Genomic DNA, 18,256 nt, shown 5'->3' with positions numbered 1-18,256 from the left:
CTCCGTTCTTCGCGAACTACCGTCCTCAGTTCTACTTCCGTACAACTGACGTGACCGGAACCGTGACCCTGGCGGCTGGCACCGAGATGGTTATGCCCGGCGACAACGTGTCGTTCGAGGTTGAACTGATCGCGCCGATCGCGATGGAAAACGGCCTGCGCTTCGCCATCCGCGAAGGCGGCCGCACTGTCGGCGCCGGCGTCGTGTCGAAAATCGTCGAGTAATCTCGGACCCAACCGTTGAACGAATTAAGGCCGTCCCTTGGGGCGGCCTTTTTAAATGTTACCTCGGATTTGCCTGAGATTATTCGTCGAATATTCTCTGACAAGTTGAGCCCATGGCGCATAATAGTGATCGATTGCGCTTTCTTAATCTAGCGTCCACTTCATCCCAAGACTGAACTCCCAGCTATCCCTTGCAACAGCAAAGTAGGCCCGCACGAAAAGCGGCCCTGGCGATCAAGGGAGAATAAGATGTTTGGTTTTGAGTTTCTGAACTATGGAGCACAGATCCTTCATAGTAAGGATCTGGACGATATGCGGGCAGCCATACTTGGCGATAACGAACAAGAAATTGATTGCAATATCAGCGACTTTTGCCGAGAGCGGAAGCGCTTTGACGTCAAGCTTGCCGAGTTGTCAGACGGTTTGGCAAGCCGAGCGACCTCGGTCAGAGCCAGTGTAGACGCTGCATAACGGTGTAGTTGCCGTTTCCCGTCGGTTTTGGTTCACACATCCTTCGCCCAAGGCTCACGTCCGACCATCTGGTCGGCCTCGGCGGTGATGTCGTTCATGTGCTGCTCAAGGCTCAGCCGAAGGGCCTCAATCTGCTCTTCGCTGGCTTTGCGCGGAACTGGGACGGTCCATTCGCGGCACAGAAACACGCCTTCATTGCGCCAGGGGCGCGGCATGAGCAGGCGATCCCAGGTTCCGGCTTCGCGACCATGCCGCGCAGAATAGGTAATGCCGAATACGCGTTTGCCTGAGGTGCGGGCCCAAACCAGCGGAACTGTGGATGAGACACGCTCGGGCCCGCGCGGGCCGTCCGCGGCGATACCGATCGAGATACCTTGCTTCATCTTGCCCAACACCTCGCGCGACAAGGCGACGTGGCGTTTGCGGCTGGACATGGCAATTGTATCCATCCCGAACAACTTCTGCACCCGCCCCACCATGCTGCCCGCGCGTGCGGCTGAGGTGATCGAGCAGATGCGGCCTTTGTCCAAAGGGAAGAAATAAGGCGATTGCGCCAATCTCTGGTGCCAGAGCACCACGATGACCGGTTCACCCTGTTCTGCCAGTTGGTCCAGTTCTTCATATCCGATGCGCTGCCAGCGTGTGTTGCGGTGAACCATCCGAATATAGCTTGCGATGCGGCGTGCGACCCAATTCAGCAGGGCTTCGCTGTCGGCTATTCTCTTGCGGATGCTCAAGGCTGCGGTCCTCCTGCTGGCCGAGCCTTGTCTTAAAGAACTGCGCGCCGGGCGCAACTTTTTTGTCAAACGCAAAGAGTTCGGAAAACTGAAAAAGCCTCTTGAGTCCTCTGCGCCACTGTCATATCTGATGGCCCAGCTTAGGGGTATAGCTCAGTTGGTAGAGCGACGGTCTCCAAAACCGTAGGTCGCGGGTTCGAACCCTGCTGCCCCTGCCATTTTTCAAAGCGACAGCGCAATTCATGCAACAACTAGCGGGATCGACACACACGGTCTGCGCAATTCACTTGACGCGCTCGTCAAGAAAGAAAAAGCTTGATCAAGGCTGAAGGAAAAGCCATCAGGACCGTCCACCTAAATGGTCAAAGTCTTTGGGCTTTTGTGTCAATATGGGCAAGCCTGACCGGGTAGGGGAACCCGGAGACGATCGGGGACAATGGGGATAATGACAGAGATCGACGCATTCCTTGAAGAATACGGGCTTTCGAAATATGCGCCGGTTTTTGCGTCAAATGAAGTCACCTTTGCCGATCTCGCGCATCTAACTGAACATGATCTGATCGACCTTGGGCTGCCGCTTGGGCCCCGGCGTCGACTCATGGCCGCTTTGGGGCGGACGAGGGATGCCAATCCGGCGCCGATTCAGGGCAGTGGCAAGATCGTGGCGGAACGGCGGCAACTGACTGTAATGTTTGTCGATCTAGTTGGGTCGACTGCTTTATCTGAGCGGTTGGACCCGGAAGATCTGGGGGAACTGCTGCGCCGGTTTAAAGAGATCTGTTCAACCTCGGTGGCCCGGTTTGGTGGCCATATCGCCGACTTTATGGGCGACGGGGCGATGATCTATTTCGGTTATCCGCACGCGGTTGAGGATGCGGCCTCACGCGCTGTTCTTGCCGGTCTGGATATTCTGGAAGGTCTTATCCGGATGGAAGGTCAGGAGCGTCTGACCGCGCGGATCGGTGTGTCGACTGGTCTTGTTGTTGTGGGTGAAATCCACGGCGAGGGTTTTAGAGAACATGACGTGGTCATGGGGCGCACGCCGAATTTGGCGGCGCGTTTGCAAGGCTTGGCCGAGCCCAATACCTTGATCATTAGCCCATCAACTCGAAGATTGGTGGGCAATGCTTTTGAACTGCAAGATCGCGGGTCATTCGCGCTGAAAGGGTTTTCGGAACCGATACAAGCGTGGATCGTTACAGGCCAGGCCCGGATTGAGCGCAGATTTGACATCATGCCGGATGCTGGGGCTGGCCGTCTCATCGGGCGTCATGCTGAATTCCGCAAGTTGATCGGCAAATGGAACGAGGCAAGTCAGGGTGCCGGGCAATCGGTTCTGGTCTCAGGTGAGGCGGGGATCGGTAAATCGCGCTTGATTGAGGGGCTCAGTCAAGAAGTGTTGGACCAAGGCGCGCTTCGCCTGAATTTCCAGTGTTCGCCGCTTCACGCCAACTCGGCACTTTACCCGATCATTCAGCATCTGGAACGTGCGGCGGGATTTGCATCAACGGATAGCGACGAGGATAAGCTGGGGAAACTTTCGTATCTCTTGCGCCATCATCCGGTCGAGCACGTACGGTTGATCGCCGACTTGTTGAGCGTTGATGCTGATGCAGTACTTGGGCCTCTCGATCTGCCGCCGCAGGTGAAGCTTGAACAGACGCTCGAGGCTGTGACCGAACAGCTTGCTGCGTTGGCGCGTGAACGTCCGGTGTTGCTGTTGTTCGAAGACGCCCACTGGGTTGATCCGACCACCTTGTCTCTGACAGATCGGGTGATTGAACATATTCGGGACCTCCCTGTATTGATCGTCGTGACGGCGCGCACCGGTTTTGATCCGGGGTGGGGCCAACACAACAATACATTGCACATACCACTTAAACGTCTGACCAATCGGGATGTCGCCGAGATTGTGGCTGAGGTTGCTGGTGGCAACGCGGTACCTGCCGAGGTGTGCGATCTGATTGCAGCCAAGACGGATGGTATTCCACTCTATGTTCAGGAAGTCACTCGTGGCTTGCTGGAATCCGGGCAATTGCGCCTTTCCGACAAGGGGTATGCCCTGCGCGGGCCGCTGCCTTCGCTGTCTGTTCCCAGCACGCTGCAAGATTCGCTGATGGAACGCCTTGATCGTTTGGGTAAGGCCAAAGAGGTGGCGCAGACCGGCGCTGTTTTCGGGCGGCAGTTCTCAATCGCATTGCTGGCTTCGGTTTCGTTCCTGTCTCCTACAGTTCTGCAGTCGGGGTTAGAGCAGCTTTCATCTGCCGGGATCATTCTGCAAGCGCCGGATGCGACAGAGGATGAGTTCATATTCCGGCACGCTTTGATCCGCGACATGGCCTATGACAGCCTGTTGCGGACCGAGCGGCAATCCTTGCACGATCGCGCAGCCGGGGCGCTGTTGGAAAATCAGCCGCAATTGGCGCAGACCCAGCCCGAAGTTTTGGCCCAGCACTACGCGTTGGCGCAGCGCGCAGAAGAGGCTGTGATGCATTGGCAAAGCGCAGGGCGTCGCGCGATTGAACGCTCGGCCCAGGCCGAAGCGCTGACCCATCTGACGAAGGCACTAGATCAGCTGACTGATCTGCCCAAAAGCCGCGAACGGGATTTGCGGGAAATCGACATCCAGATTCTGCGCGCTGGTGTTTTGCGGTCAACCAGTGGCATCTCGGGGGATGCGACCGGCGAAGCTTATGGGCGCCTGCGCGAATTGTGCCACCGGGCAGATGAGACCGAGCGGCTATTTCCTGTGCTCAACGGGCTATATGCCTTCCATCTGGTGCGTGCCGAATACCGGTTGGCGCAAGAAGTAGCGGCCCAAATCCTCGATTTGGCGGTGAATAGCGGCAAGACAGAACACCGGATGGTGGGACATCGCGCCATGGGGGCGGTCCAGCTGCATTTGGGCAACCTGCGCGAAGCGCAGAGTCATCTCGAGCAGGCGTGGACGCTCTATGATTTCGAAATACATAGCCAGTTGGCCTATGTCTACGGCACGGATCATGCCGCGATCACGTCTGCATTTCTTGGCACATGTTATTGCCTAATGGGTCGACATCAGGATGCCTTGCAGGTGCAAAACACCGCGCTGGAATGGTCCAAAGAACTTAAGCATGCGCATAGCGTAGCGCAGATTTTAGTCTATATGTGCAAAGTTCACCTGCTGGCACGCGACATCCCTGCCTTGCAAAAGGATGTACAGGCATTGTCCGAAGTCGCCGAAGAACATTCGCTGCCCTTTATGGCTACAATTGCGCGGCTTTGGGAAAGCTGGGCAAAAGCGACCATTACCTCTGAAGTTGAGCATATCGAAAATCTGCGTCTAGCGTCGGAAGATTGGTGGTCGGTCGGAGCTGGAAACTACAAGGCATTCTTTCCTTCGCTGATCGCCGAGCTTCAGACAAATGCCGGAGATCACGAGGCGGCGCATCAGACCATGGCACACGCCAGAAATGTTCTGAGCGAAACTGAAGAAAAATGGGCCGAATCCGATCAGTTGCGCATTGAGGCTGCGCTGGTTGCTAAAACCGGTGGTGACCCGGAACCACTGCTCCTGCGCGCGATCGAAACCGCTCAGATGCAAGGCGCCCGGCTCTATGAACTTCGTGCGGCGGTTGCCCTGGCTGAGTGGCGACAGCGCAACGGAAAACCCATTGGTGAGACGTTGAATACTGCCATGTCGCATTTCCAAAAGGATGCGCAATTGCCTGATCTTAGGGACGCACGCGCGTTGATGGAAACGACCACTTGACCCGAGCCCCCCAATGCTGCCAGCTTGGGCGCGGGCAGAGTTGGGTTGATACCTAAAATTCGAAATTTAGGCGCTGGAACACCAGTCCAGCGCCCCGGCTCTTGTGGTTTGAGGAGACCCGATGAAAAAGATCAGCAAAACCCTTCTGGCCAAAGATATCGTGGCGCAAAGCCGCACTGATCTGGCTTTGCAGCAATATCACTCGATTTCAGCCGATGAGATACGCGCGTTTGAAAAGAAGCTGATCGGAACAGTCACCCTGCCAACCGACACGGAATACAACCGCGACCGTCAGGTCTGGAACCCTGCATTTCAGGATTATCCTGAGATTATCGTCTATTGCGAAACCATTCAGGACGTGCGTACCAGCCTTGAATTTGCCGGTAAGCATGACTTATGGGTCGTTGCGCGATCGGGGCGGCACAGCACGGCAGGATACTCGGTCAACAACCAGATGGTGCTGGATACCAGCCGGATGCGGTATGTCACAGTCGATCCCAAAGTGCCGATGGCCTATGTGGGGCCGGGCACGCCGTTCAAGATGCTGAATTCAGAATTGAATTCTTACCATCTGCATGTGCCAGGGGGCGCCTGCCAGGACGTCTGTGTCGCGGGTTTCATGATGGGCGGCGGCTATGGTTTTACTTCGCGCAGGCTTGGGATGGCTTGTGACAGCGTTCTGGGTGTCACCGTGATGCTATGGGATGGCAGTATTGTTGTTGCCGACAAAGACACCAACCCTGATCTGTTCTGGGCCATCCGGGGCGGAACCGGCAACAACTTTGGCGTGTTGTTGGAAATTCGGTATCAGCTACACCCGCTTTACAAGGTTTGGGGTTGTCACATTACCTGGCCTTTGGACAAAGCCGCCAAAGCGCTGGAGTTCCTGCAGGCTAACTATATGAGCACCTGCAAGGATGACCGGTTCGGAGCTTATATCTTTCTGGCCTATCAAGGGGATCGAAAGGTGCTGCTGGTTTCGGCGCTTTATGATGGCAAGCCCGAGGAAGGCAAGGCGTTTATCAAGCCTTTGCTGAGCGATGAAATTGGCGGCGAGATGGGTGAGGATGACGAGAACTACGGCACCTATCAGGAAATCAACTCGTGGCTCTATGACGACAAGTACGACATCCCTGTCGTGCCGGATCAGGCGCGCGAGGATAAGCAGGCTGGATACATCAAACGCCAGCTCAGCGAGGCCGAATGGCAGCGCGTTGTGGACTACCTTGACAGTACACCTAATGCCTATGGCGCTGTGGCAATTGAACCTTATGGCGGTGCGATCAACCGGATGCCTCTGGGCAAAGAGGGCAACGCCTTTATCCACCGTGACGTGTCGCTGAACTTTTACGTCGATGTGTTCTGGCTGTCGGAAGAAGAAAAGGAGATCGTGGTGCCCTGGCTCGACGGGTTCATGAAATTGATGACCGACGAGGGTTATTTTATCGACCGCGTCTATCAGAACTACCCGCGTCGCACGCAAAAGAACTATCGCTGGCAATATTGGGGTGAATATTTCAACTCGCTGCTGTTCGTGAAGCAGAAATTCGATCCGCATAATTTCTTCCATTATCAGCAGAGCATTTCTCCGCTGCCGGACGACGCGCCGCCGGACATCATCCGAGATACGTCCAAGTCGATCTTTGACGACCCGACCATCACATACGAAAGCTATTCGAACCCCTGAAAGCAGGGGCAGCCACGGCCAAACGGGAGAGGGCCCAGCATGGACACGATTCAGGAGATTTTCTTTCTGCCACCCATGGCAGTTGCCCGGTTAGGGCCGGGCGAGACGCCGCTGGAAAGTTATGAGTGGCAGCAGGATATGGATGCGCATGGCAACAACAAGACAGTCGTCCGTTCAAACATAACCCTGCGCGAAGTCGAAGATGGCAGTGTCACCGCCTATCTTCCCGACCCCGACACGATCCGCTTTCGTGACGAAGGCGGCGCGCTGCGTCCGGTTGCTCCGTTCTTTGAGCTGTGGGCGCGGATGCATGATGCCGAGACGGGTGAAGAATATGAGACGCCGGTGACGCTGGACCTGCTCGACGATCAGGGCCTGTCACTTCAGAACGTGCGTTATTCGATCACCGTCGGAAATACCAAGGCCGAGCGTCGGACCGGTGATGCGGCCTGCGGATTTCGCGCACGGGTCGAGATTGCGGGGCAGGATTTCACCCCGAAACCGCTGCTAGCCTTTAGCCCCTACACGTCCGAACAACAGCCGATGGTCTATGAGCACAACCCGATCCCTCTGGGCTCGATCCGTGCGATGCATCCGGTGCAGGGTTATGATGAGCCGGTTGAAGGTGAGTTCATCGACCGCAGCATCCTGCGTCTGCGCTTCATGCCTCCGAAAGGCGAGGTCTATGGCCCGCCGGATGCTGCTTATGGTCCGGCGACGTTGGCGGTTCCGGGATATCAAAACGACCCACCGGAATCGGAATATGGTCGCATCCATGAAATCGTGCCCGAGCAGAATCGCATCCTGAATCCAGACACGCCGTGGTCGAAGTGGATCATGATGTCCGGCACCTCGGACGACCCCGAGCCGCATGACAGCTATGATGGTGCCCGCGTCGGCAATGACCAATCCTGGGGCGTGGCCGATGACACCAGCGATGGTATAATTGAGGCGACGCTGGCTGTACGCGGCGAGCGTCTGACCGCGCGCGCTACGATCATGACTGGACCACCCGATTTTGCACCTGACGCGCGGCCCTTCTACAGCCTTGAGGATGATCTGGCCGACCGTGATCTGTCGCTGATCTCGGTAACTGAGGAAAACTACACACAGGCCAAAATCGAAGTGGTCGATATCTTCCGTCGTGCGTTCGAAACCAACAGCCTGATCAACCTTGACGATATCCGCGCGCAAGGATTGAAGGACAATGCAAAACTGCAGGCTAAGACCGGGATTTCCCCAACACCCGGCTTGCCCTCGACTGACGCAAAATCCATGACGGAAGAGGATGCAAGGCCGCCAGACAAGATCGATGAACTGATCCGCCCGCAGCCAATCTCGGTCTTTTCCAACTCGGTGCCGAATGACCGTCTGCCCTATACAGTGGCGACGAAGTTCGTGCATGAGCAGTTGATCGACGAGGCCAACCTGCTGGATTTCCTGCGCCGCCGCCCGGATTTCGTGAAAACCCTACTGCGCCCACCCTATGGCATCCTGACCGAGCTTGAGACCGACCCGAACCCCGATCAGGACCCGAACCCGGATTTTCGCGACCCGCGGATCATCCGCGACTCAATGCATGACGCGCGGATGCCGCCCTATATGCGTGATTCCAACTATTACCCGCTGTCCCTGTCGCGCAGGCAGTATCATCTGGTGATCTCGTTCATCGACTATCTGGTCGCACAGGAATTGGAGGCTCAGAATGTCTGATCAACCCGGCCAAATCCGCGTCAAACCGCGCAACCTGACCGCCCGCGCGGCGTATAAGGTGCCGGGCAACCCCGACAACACGCGACTGGACGGATCGGTGGGCAATTGCTTTCCCGGTCTGGAAATGGATGTACGTAACCTGGACCGGCGCTTTTTCCCCGGTCTGGTGTTCAACGCGGCACGGGTGCCGCTGAACCCCGTGCCCGAGGCGCCGAAAAATTCGCAAGGCTTCCATCTGGTCTTTGTCGATTATTTCTACGACCCGATGCTGCCCGACAACAGTCCCGAAGAATGGGTGCAGACCTTGCTGGAGGCCTACAGCGGCGACGTGGGCGCAAAGCTCAGCCAGGGGCGCTGGTTCCTGTCATGGGTCGAGCAGAGCGGTAAGCGCATCACTTTCAAGGAGGAAGACGGCACACCCTATGACGGGCTGATGATCTGGCGGTTTATCCGCAGTCTGGAACATGGCGATGACAAACCGGTCAGCATTGCTCTGGAACGGCGCAATCATGAGGGCATCGTGGATACCGAGCAGGTTGTCTTGCACGGTTTCCGCCGCCAGTACCGGACCGAGGCGGGTGTCTTCAGCGAAGCCTATGACCCCGGTGAATTGACGCAGAGCCTGTGCAATCCGTGGTCCCATGATTTCCGTGACTGCGGCTGCCACTACTGGCCTTCGAACCACCCCGATGTGGTGATGGCCGAGGTAGCCCATGACGATCAGCTGCCATCGGGCCAGTCGAAAAATCCGATCGAGGCCGAGACCTATCTGGACTGGCTGCGCTCGGATAAATCCCCGTCCGGGAATGTCGCAGCGCTGAATACGGTGGAACAGAACCGCCCCTATCAGATCGACCACTATCAGGTGAATCAGATGTGGAGCGAGTTGCCCATCGTCGTCGAAGGCCGCGAAACGGGCGAGGTTTACGAGGTTGATCCCGAATTGCCGGGGGTCGAGCCCTATGACAAGCCCGAGGCGATGATCGAGGACCTCAAGACACGTCTGGCTGCGATGGAGATGACGCTGAGCCTGCAGTATCTCTATGCCTATTTCTCGCTGGCGGATCCAGAGTCTGCGGACACCAAGAAATGGCCGACGCTTAAGGACGATCTGATCTTTGCCCGCCGTTCGGTGCTGGAGGTCGCCATTGGTGAGATGACGCATATGCGCTGGGCAAACCAATTGTTGTGGGAGCTTGAGCCAGAGGGGTATGAACCAGTTCTGACCCCGTCAGAAACCCTGCCAGCGGGCAAGGGTAAGACGCAGCCACGAGAGTTGCGGCCGTTGACGGCCGAAGCACTGGCAGATTTCATTGAGATCGAGCGCCCCGGCGGCACCATCGACCGGGCTTATGCGCAATGTGTCGCGACACTGGAGCAAGAGGATTTGTTCCCTGAACGCCGCCTCTATGCACTGGCGGTTCGGATCGACACGGATGGGGACGAGCACTTTTTGCGGTTTAGCCAGATGAAAGACGTTCTGTCCAAATACGACACGGGCGAGGACACACCCGCATACTTGCGCCCGATTGAGGTCGGGACCGAAGCGCAGGCCAAAACGGCATTGGATCTGTACGCCAGGGTCAAAGATGGGTTGGCCAAGGCCTATACGCTGGAGGCAGACGGCAAGTTCGAAGAATCCCAGACCTATATCCAGCAGGTCCGTGACGACATGAAGCTGTTCCGTGTCGAGGGCGAAGCGTTGGCTGCAAAAGGGATCGGTATTCCGTTCTGGTCGGAGGGCAAGGCGTGACCCCAACCTCCGCGCAGGTGCATTTCTTTGACACCGGGCATGGGGATCACATGCTGGCCGTCGATGGCTCGCGCGTGTTCGATGTACCAGCAGGGACTGCGGAGCGGTTTGCGGTCATGGGTGAGCCCGACCAAAGCGCGTTCCTCAGGTCGATGGGGTTGGATGGCACGCCATTCATCGATGATGCGCCGCCACAGGACATGCCGGTGCGTTCGCTGTCGCTCGCTGTCGCTCAGAAATGCAATCTGGCCTGCACTTATTGCTATGCAGCGGGTGGAGAGTTCGGTGGCCCGGCGCGGAATATGGAATGGGAGGTTGCCAAAGCTTCGGTCGATCGTCTGATTGCCGAGGCCGAGCCAGGAGTGCGGATCAACCTTGCCTATTTGGGCGGGGAGCCATTGATCAATCGCGATCTGGTACGGCGCACCACGGAATATGCTTTGGAACAGGCGCAGGCAAACGGGTTAAGCGTGGGGTTCTCGATCACGACCAACGGCACCTTGCTGCGCCCCGAGGATGCGTCATTCTTCGAAGAACATGGCTTTGCCGTCACCATCAGTCTGGATGGCGTGGGCAAGGTCCATGACAAGTTGCGACCCAATCGCGGTGGGCGCGGCAGTTTCGATACAATTTTGAAACGGGTCGAGCCCTTGCTGGCTGTGCAGCACTGTATGCAGGTCGGTGCCCGGGTGACGGTCACACCACAAAACATGAACCTGCCCGAGACGCTGGATCGGTTTGTCGAGATGGGTTTCCATTCGATTGGGTTCTCACCGATGCTAGCCTCGCCCAATGGTCAGCACGAGCTGAATCTGAACGATCTGCACGAGATGCTGACTCAGATGATACGCTGCGGCGAGGTATTCGAGGCGGCGGTGATCCAAGGGCGGCGCTATCCGTTCTCGAATATGGCGGCCGCGATGCAGGAAATTCATCGAGGCACGCACCGCCCCTATGCCTGCGGCGCAGGTGGAGGTTATTTCGGCGTATCTGCCGATGGCGGCCTGTTTGCTTGTCATCGCTTTGTCGAGGACGAGGCCGGTGCCATGGGCGATGTATATGATGGCCCAGACCTGCGGCGCGAAGATTGGCTGGCAGAGCGCCATGTGCACACGCAATCGCCATGCACCACCTGTTGGGCGCGGTATCTATGCGGTGGCGGCTGTCATCACGAGGTTATTCATCGCGGGCGCCCGGCCTGCGACTACATTCGCGGCTGGTTGCATTATTGCCTGCAGGCTTATGTGCGCCTGTCGGAGGCGCGCCCCGACTATTTCGGCGCGCCCGCACAGGCAGCATCAGCCTGATCAAATGATGACAGAGACCGAAATCTGCGTGGTCGGTGGCGGCCCAGCAGGCAGCGCGGCTGCGCTGAGGCTGGCACAGTTGGGCCGCCGCGTTTGCCTAATCGAGCGTGAGGCGTTCCCACGCCAACATGTTGGTGAGTCTCTGCCCTCTTCGATCTGGCCAATCTTGAACCTGCTTGGGGTCAGTGAACGAATAGCACAAGCCGATTTCCTGCGCGCCAACGGATCGATTTTGCATTGGGCTGGTTCGTTCGAACGTCGCGGCATCGACGGTGATCATCCCGGTCTTCTAGTGGACCGGGGCCAATTCGATATGCTCTTGTTGAACGCGGCCCGGGCGGCAGGGGTTCAAGTGTTCCAACCTGCGCGCGTTTATCGTCCGGTACGTAGGCAGTCCGGTTGGGAGATTCCGGTTCGGACCAATACGGATTCCTATCATATCCGGGCGCAAATTCTGCTGGATGCCGCAGGACGGCAAGCCGGTCTGGGTCGCCGATTTCGCGCATCCTCCCAACCACTTTTAGCGCTTTATGCTTATTGGCAGAGCCCCCCGGGATTTGGACCGCAAGCGCGGGTCGAGGCTGGGGCGTCGCACTGGTATTGGGGAGCTCTACTGCCCGATGGCATGGTCAATGCAATGGTTTTCGTCGACCCGGATACCTGCATCGGGCTTTCGCCTGCTGACCGGCGCGATCTCTACCTGAACCTGTTGGCACAATCGACCTTACTGTCGCCTTGTCTCGAACAGCGCCGGACCGGGCCCGTGCGTCGTGCGGATGCGACCAGTCGGGTTGAGACGACACCTCCATCACGCGATCTTTTGCGCGTTGGAGAGGCTAGTTTTTCGGTCGATCCGCTGTCATCGCAAGGTGTTCAATTGGCGATGGGGCAGGCCATGCAGGCAGCAGCGGTCGTAAACACAGTGTTGGAAACTCCAGAACATAGTGAAATGGCGTTATCGTTCTATTCCGAACGCCAAGCTGAGCGCGTACAGACCCATGCGGCGCTCTCGGCTGATTTCTACGCCCGGCAGAACGCAACCAATCCGTCGCCCTTTTGGGCGGAACGCGCGCAACCTCAGGATTGGTTGAAGCCGGCTGAGACAGACCCAAATCTTGAGGATTTGCGCGACGATCAAACCTTGAGCCTTTCCACAGAGGCTACGCTAATCACGTCAGGTGTGCAGGCCGCCTCATGTATTGAGCCGGGTGTGGTTGTCACGCATCCGAACCTTTCACGACCGGTGGCAAATCTGGAAGGCGCATCGCTGGGCCCTCTGCTACAGCGACTGGATGGTGCGGCCACCGCACTGGAGATTGCCACACGTTGGTCCAACGTCGTCGATGCGCAACGTGCGCGACGCATTCTGCGCTGGCTCTGGTATCACCGTATCCTGATCCCTGCCGCCGAACGGTCGTAATCGAGGTTCCCTCGGCGCATCGAATGGCATAAGGTTCGCCGCAACGCCAACCGCCAAGAAACAAGAGGTCGCATGTCGCGTTTTGATGGGTATTTCCTGCGGCAATTGCTGGTGCTGTTTGGCTTTTTCACTCTGGTACTTGTCGGGGTTTTCTGGATCACGCGTTCGGTCAGCCTGTTTGATCGCGTCATCAGTGGTGGCCAATCGGCGATGGTGTTTCTTGAGTTCACAGCGCTGACTTTGCCGACACTGATCCGAACGGTCATGCCTATGGCGGTGTTTGCAGCGGCAGTCTATGCCACCAACCGCCTGAGCCGCGAAAGCGAGATGACGGTGATGTTGGCAACTGGTTCCAGCCCTTGGCGATTGGCACGTGCCGTCCTGATGTTCGGGCTTAGCGCAGGTCTGATGATGGCCGTCATCAGCGTTTTCCTGCGCCCTGCATCGGTTGATCAGTTGGAACAGCGACAAGACGAGGTCGCTGGGGACGTCACAGCGCAACTGCTGAACGAGGGTGAGTTCCTGCACCCGGCTGACGGTGTGACAGTCTACATCGGTGGCATTGATCTGGATGGAACGCTCCGAGAAGTGTTCGTTTCAGACCGGCGCGACGATATCAACCCCGTCAGCTATTCCAGCACCACAGCCTATCTGGTCAATCAAGCCTCGGGCATTCATCTGGTCATGTTGGATGGTGTGGCGCTGAGGTTTGATGAAGCTGGAAACACGCTGTCATCCACGCTGTTCGAAGATGCGTCATATGACATTTCCGAACTGACACAGAATTCAGAAATGGGCCACCGAAGCCTTGAGGCTATTCCCACAGTGGAGCTTATTTGGGACCGGGAAGCGGTTGCTGTGAAGGATGATCACAGTGTCGGACATCTGATCGACGAGCTTCACCAGAGGTTTTCCTGGATCGCAATTTGTATCGCTGTTGCGCTGGTCGGGTATTCTACGCTTATGCTTGGCAGCTTTTCGCGATTTGGGCTGTGGCCTCAGATTTTGGCCGCGTTTACGATCCTTGTATTGCTCGAAGGCGTGCGGGGGTTTGTCTCTCCTCTGGTGATTGAAAACCCACGATTGTGGATATTGTTGTATCTGCCTGCGGTGTTGGGGGTCGCTCTGTCCGGCGTTTTCTTGTCCATCGCCGGGCGGCCTCTGATGCGTCGCTCAGCGGCTAACAGAGGTAGTGCCGTAACCACGGCGTGATTTCAGGCATTCGCCTAATAGAATTCTTTTGCGTTGCAGGCCGGTTTGGGTAACTTGAGCTGGCTAGCAGCCATAGGAGCGCGCCGTGCTGGACAAAAGCCACAAACCCACCTGGACCAGTTTTGAAGAGGCGACCAAAGCGGATTGGGATGCCGTGATGGAGTATGAAGAGGCCTATAACGCGGCCTTGCCGGATCGTATTCTGGACGCCATCCGCTCGTTGGATGAAGAGTGGACACCCTATCCGGTGAACCGCTATCAGCACAGTTTGCAAGCCGCGACGCGGGCTTACGAGGATGGCGCGGATGAAGAACTGATCGTTGCAGCCCTGATCCATGACACGGGTGATATCCTGTCGCCCTACAACCATGGTGAGCTGTCAGCGGCGATGATGAAGCCTTATGTCAGCGAAAAGACTCACTGGATCCTCAAGCATCACTGCGTGTTTCAGGGGTATTACTACAATCACCATCTTGGCGGCGATCGTAACGCGCGCGACAAGTATCGCGACAGCCCATATTGGGAAGATTGCCGCTATTTTTGCCACGAGTATGACCAGAAGGCGTTTGATCCGGACTATCCGACAAAACCGCTGGAGTTTTTTGAGCCCATGCTACGCCGCGTCCTGAACAAGGGCGAGGGGCATATGGAACTGAACGAAACCGCTGACGACTAGCAGGCGGCCATCAGGCGATAGACAATCTGAGCAGCGGTAAAATCCCAGGCGGCATTGCCGTCCGGGGCCAGTTCAACCACATCAAAGCCCACGCATGTGCGGTGTTGCAGAGCGTGTTCGACCAGCCTTAGCGCCTGATAGTAACCTAACCCGCCTGGCACCGGGGTTCCGGTGGCGGGCATCTGGGACGGGTCCAAACCGTCGACATCAAAGCTGACATAGACCAGTTCGGGGAAATCCGCGGGCAGGTCGGCGGAGTGGATGTTGCCGGTGACCAGTTCTTCGGCGTCGACGTGGAAAACGCGGTTCTTCAAACGGCTTTGCGCCTCTTCGGTGGAAAAGGCGCGAACGCCGAATTGGACCAGCCGGATACCTTCTTCAGCCAGCAGATGCATGACCGAGGCGTGCGAATGTTTCTCACCCTGATAAGCATTGCGCAGGTCGGCATGGGCGTCGATCTGGACGATCCCGATGGGCTGGTTCAGTGCGCGCGCCACGCCCATCACTGCGCCATAACTCAGCGAATGCTCTCCGCCTAACGTAACCGGTACTTTGCCCGCGCGAACGGCGGCTTCGGTACGCTGGGCGAGGCGCTCCATGACTTCGGACAGGGGACCGTCGCAGTTCAGCGGGTCTTCGGTAAAGATACCTTCGACACAAGGTTCGGCGTGGCCGGTGATTCGTTCCAGTTCGTTGCTGGCCTCAATAATGGCCTCGGGGCCTTTGGCGGTGCCCGACCCGTAGGATACAGTGCGCTCCAGTGGCACCGGGATGACACGGAAGCGGGCGCCTTCGGTTCGCTCGGATGCGGTCAGTTCACTTTCGAGAAAGATGCTCATGAGAGGCGGTCCTTGAAGTCGTCATAGCCGAACTGTTTGATAATTTTCAGCTCGTCCGTTTCGCTATTCCAAAGTGCAATGGTTGGCAGAGGCACACCGTTGAACGTGTTGGTCTTGACCATCGAGTAATGCGCCTGATCGAGGAAGGCAAAGCGCTGGCCATTCTTGAGCGGCTTTTCCCACGTATAGTCGCCGATCACATCACCGGCGAGGCAGGAGGGGCCGCCCAGGCGGTAGGTATGGCCCACCTCGGCTTCATCCATGAGGGCAGGTCGATAGGGCGCTTCGATCACGTCGGGCATATGGCATGTGGCCGAGATATCGGTGATCGCAAGGTTCATGCCATTGGTGGGCAGGTCCAGGATTTCTCCGATCAGAACACCTGCATCCAGCGCGACTGCCTCACCGGGTTCGATGTAAACTTCGACATCGTGTTCTGCGCGGATGGCCTTGATGAACGCGACCAGCCCGTCGCGGTCATAGTCGTCGCGCGTGATATGGTGGCCGCCGCCGAAATTCAGCCATTTGATTTGGTTGAGGTATGGTTTGAGCCTTGGCTCGACTGCCGCCCACGTACGCTGCAGCGGCTCAAACCCCTGTTCACAGAGCGTGTGCATGTGCAGACCGTCAACTCCAGCCAGGGTTCCTGCTGTGAGTTGGCTGACAGGGGTGCCAAGGCGCGAACAAGGGGCGCAGGGGTCGTATTTGCGGATCTCGCCTTCGGAATGTTCGGGGTTGATGCGCAGGCCAACCTGAACGTCTGCGGCCTGAGCCTTGCTCAGAAACCGATCCTTCTGTGCCGGAGAGTTGAAGATGATGTGGTCGGAGAGCGACAGGATTTCATCGATATCGGCATCCTTGTAACCCGCGCAAAAGGTTGCAACCTCGCCACCATATTCCTCGCGTCCCAGGCGGGCCTCGTAGATGCCACTGGCGCAGGTGCCACCAAGATGTTGACGGACCAGCGGGGCGAGCGAGAACATCGAGAATGCTTTGAGTGCACTGAGGACATGCGCGCCGGATCGGGTGCCGATATCGGAGAGGATTTGCAGGTTCCGCTCGACCGCTTTTTCGTCGACCACGAAACAGGGCGAGGGCACGCGGGCAAGGTCGAAATTGCGGAACGCTCCGGCATCGCCCGCTTGAGTGGTCATCATGTCGGACATATCAGGCGTCTCCGATTGTTGGAGAGGCCGGGGGGCCAGCCCCCCCGGACCCCCCGGAGTATTTGGGAAAAGATGAAGATCAGAAACTGACGGGACCGTCGAGTTCGTGGACTTGCCATGGGAGGCCTTGGGTGTTCAGCATGTCCATGAAGTTGTCAGGGTCGAGTTGCTCCATGTTCCACACGCCCGGTTCGCGCCAGTTGCCTTTCAGCAACTGTGCCGCGCCGATCATGGCGGGAACGCCGGTGGTATAGCTGACGGCTTGGGAGCCGACCTCGGCATAGCATTCCTCGTGGTCGCAGATGTTGTAGATGTAATAGGTCTTTTCGCCCGAGCCGTCTTTGGCCTGACCCGTGGCGATGTCACCAATGCAGGCTTTGCCCTTTGTTTCCGCGCCCAGATCGCCGGGATCGGGCAGCAGGGTTTTCAGGAACTGGATCGGGATGATTTCCTTGCCGTCGTGCATCACTGGGTCGATGCGGGTCATGCCGACGTTTTCCAGCACCTTGGCGTGGGTGATGTAGGCGTCGCCAAAGGTCATCCAGAATCGGGCGCGTTCGATCTCGGGGAAGTGGGTGCTGAGGCTCTCCAGCTCCTCATGATACATCAGGTACATGTTCTTGGGGCCGATGGCAGGAAAATCGAACTCAACCTTGTGGGTCATCGCCGGGCTATGCTGCCACGCGCCGTTTTCCCAGTGGCGAACCTCAGCCAGCACTTCGCGCAGGTTGATTTCCGGGTTGAAGTTGGTCGCGAATTCCTGATCGTTGCTGCCGCCATTGGCGTCCAGCACGTCGATCTGACGAATCGTGTCCAGCTTGTGCTTCTTGAGCCATGTGGCGAAGACGGATGTCACGCCCGGATCAAAGCCAGAGCCGAGGATTGCGGTCAGGCCTGCCGCTTTGAAACGCTCTTGATAGGCCCATTGCCAGTGGTATTCGAACTTGGCCTCATCTTCGGGCTCGTAGTTTGCGGTGTCGAGGTAGTGGATACCGGCCTCAAGACAGGCATCCATCAGGAGGAGATCCTGATAGGGCAGGGCAAGGTTTACGAGGATTTCCGCGCCGGTTTCGCGGATCAACTTGACTGTGTCTTCGACCTTGTAGGCGTCCAGTTCTGCGGTCGCGATATCCACGCCGACACGTTCCTTCACGGCCTTGGCGATGGCATCGCATTTTGATTTCGTGCGGCTGGCCAGAGTGATCTCGGTGAAAATATCCGAATTCATCGCCATCTTGTGCACGGCTGCGTGGGATACGCCGCCCGCGCCGACAACCAGTGTTTTGCCCATGGTCTGTCT

14 protein-coding genes and 1 tRNA gene are annotated in these 18,256 nt (G+C 57.5%); 11 read left to right on the top strand and 4 right to left on the bottom strand.

Annotation, left to right across the window (positions count from 1 at the left end; translation table 11 throughout):
• Positions 1-224, top strand: a 224-nt coding sequence (locus ACR0NN_RS20890) for an EF-Tu C-terminal domain-related protein (protein ID WP_480685119.1), incomplete at its 5' end; no start/stop codon positions are given.
• A gap of 249 nt (positions 225-473) precedes the next feature.
• Positions 474-695, top strand: a complete 222-nt coding sequence (locus ACR0NN_RS20885; RefSeq protein ID WP_170683472.1) for a hypothetical protein — start codon at positions 474-476, stop codon at positions 693-695.
• A 32-nt stretch (positions 696-727) separates the two neighbouring features.
• On the opposite strand, the gene ACR0NN_RS20880 is transcribed toward ACR0NN_RS20885, so the two are convergent.
• Positions 728-1,432, bottom strand: coding sequence for a DUF374 domain-containing protein (locus ACR0NN_RS20880; RefSeq protein ID WP_170723766.1), 705 nt, complete (start codon positions 1,430-1,432; stop codon positions 728-730).
• 142 nt (positions 1,433-1,574) lie between these two features.
• Between ACR0NN_RS20880 and ACR0NN_RS20875 the strand changes: the two genes are divergently transcribed.
• The 9 genes from ACR0NN_RS20875 (at position 1,575) to ACR0NN_RS20835 (ending at position 14,951) form a co-directional block, all read left to right on the top strand.
• Positions 1,575-1,650, top strand: a tRNA-Trp gene (locus ACR0NN_RS20875).
• 227 nt (positions 1,651-1,877) lie between these two features.
• Positions 1,878-5,183, top strand: a complete 3,306-nt coding sequence (locus ACR0NN_RS20870; RefSeq protein ID WP_480685461.1) for an adenylate/guanylate cyclase domain-containing protein — start codon at positions 1,878-1,880, stop codon at positions 5,181-5,183.
• A gap of 121 nt (positions 5,184-5,304) precedes the next feature.
• Entirely contained in the window at positions 5,305-6,870 is a 1,566-nt protein-coding gene (locus tag ACR0NN_RS20865; RefSeq protein ID WP_170723764.1) for an FAD-binding oxidoreductase, read from the top strand.
• Between the two features lie 39 nt (positions 6,871-6,909).
• A complete protein-coding gene (locus ACR0NN_RS20860) occupies positions 6,910-8,583 on the top strand; it encodes a hypothetical protein (RefSeq protein WP_170723763.1) in 1,674 nt (557 codons plus the stop codon).
• Entirely contained in the window at positions 8,576-10,336 is a 1,761-nt protein-coding gene (locus tag ACR0NN_RS20855) for a ferritin-like domain-containing protein (protein ID WP_170723762.1), read from the top strand. The genes ACR0NN_RS20860 and ACR0NN_RS20855 overlap by 8 nt, the downstream gene beginning before the upstream one ends.
• Complete coding sequence (locus ACR0NN_RS20850; RefSeq protein WP_170723761.1) at positions 10,333-11,643, top strand: radical SAM/SPASM domain-containing protein; 1,311 nt, start codon at positions 10,333-10,335, stop codon at positions 11,641-11,643. Before ACR0NN_RS20855 ends, ACR0NN_RS20850 begins: the two co-directional genes overlap by 4 nt.
• A gap of 7 nt (positions 11,644-11,650) precedes the next feature.
• On the top strand, positions 11,651-13,063 hold the full coding sequence (gene qhpG / locus ACR0NN_RS20845) for a flavin-dependent monooxygenase QhpG (RefSeq protein ID WP_480685459.1): 1,413 nt from the start codon (positions 11,651-11,653) through the stop codon (positions 13,061-13,063).
• A 72-nt stretch (positions 13,064-13,135) separates the two neighbouring features.
• Positions 13,136-14,275 carry an LPS export ABC transporter permease LptF gene (gene lptF, locus ACR0NN_RS20840; protein WP_170683464.1) on the top strand — a complete coding sequence of 380 codons (1,140 nt, stop codon included), beginning with the start codon at positions 13,136-13,138 and terminating at the stop codon, positions 14,273-14,275.
• A gap of 85 nt (positions 14,276-14,360) precedes the next feature.
• Positions 14,361-14,951 carry an HD domain-containing protein gene (locus tag ACR0NN_RS20835; RefSeq protein WP_170723759.1) on the top strand — a complete coding sequence of 197 codons (591 nt, stop codon included), beginning with the start codon at positions 14,361-14,363 and terminating at the stop codon, positions 14,949-14,951.
• Here the strand turns inward: ACR0NN_RS20835 and speB are convergent.
• The 3 genes from speB to ACR0NN_RS20820 all read right to left on the bottom strand — a co-directional run bounded on the left by speB (position 14,948) and on the right by ACR0NN_RS20820 (position 18,247).
• Positions 14,948-15,790 carry an agmatinase gene (gene speB / locus ACR0NN_RS20830; protein ID WP_170723758.1) on the bottom strand — a complete coding sequence of 281 codons (843 nt, stop codon included), beginning with the start codon at positions 15,788-15,790 and terminating at the stop codon, positions 14,948-14,950. The genes ACR0NN_RS20835 and speB overlap by 4 nt on opposite strands.
• Positions 15,787-16,956 (bottom strand): carboxynorspermidine decarboxylase, encoded by a 1,170-nt coding sequence (nspC, locus tag ACR0NN_RS20825; protein ID WP_170723757.1) that lies wholly within the window; start codon positions 16,954-16,956, stop codon positions 15,787-15,789. The genes speB and nspC overlap by 4 nt, the downstream gene beginning before the upstream one ends.
• Positions 16,957-17,035: 79 nt before the next feature.
• The gene (locus ACR0NN_RS20820) at positions 17,036-18,247 is read right to left on the bottom strand and encodes a saccharopine dehydrogenase family protein (RefSeq protein WP_480685456.1); all 1,212 of its coding nucleotides are present in this window, start codon (positions 18,245-18,247) and stop codon (positions 17,036-17,038) included.
• Positions 18,248-18,256 lie beyond the last annotated feature (9 nt).

This window comes from Ruegeria sp. BA2 (assembly GCF_056539605.1).
The sequence above is the reverse complement of the archived record's forward strand: the minus strand, read 5'-3'. Positions and strand labels throughout refer to the sequence as shown.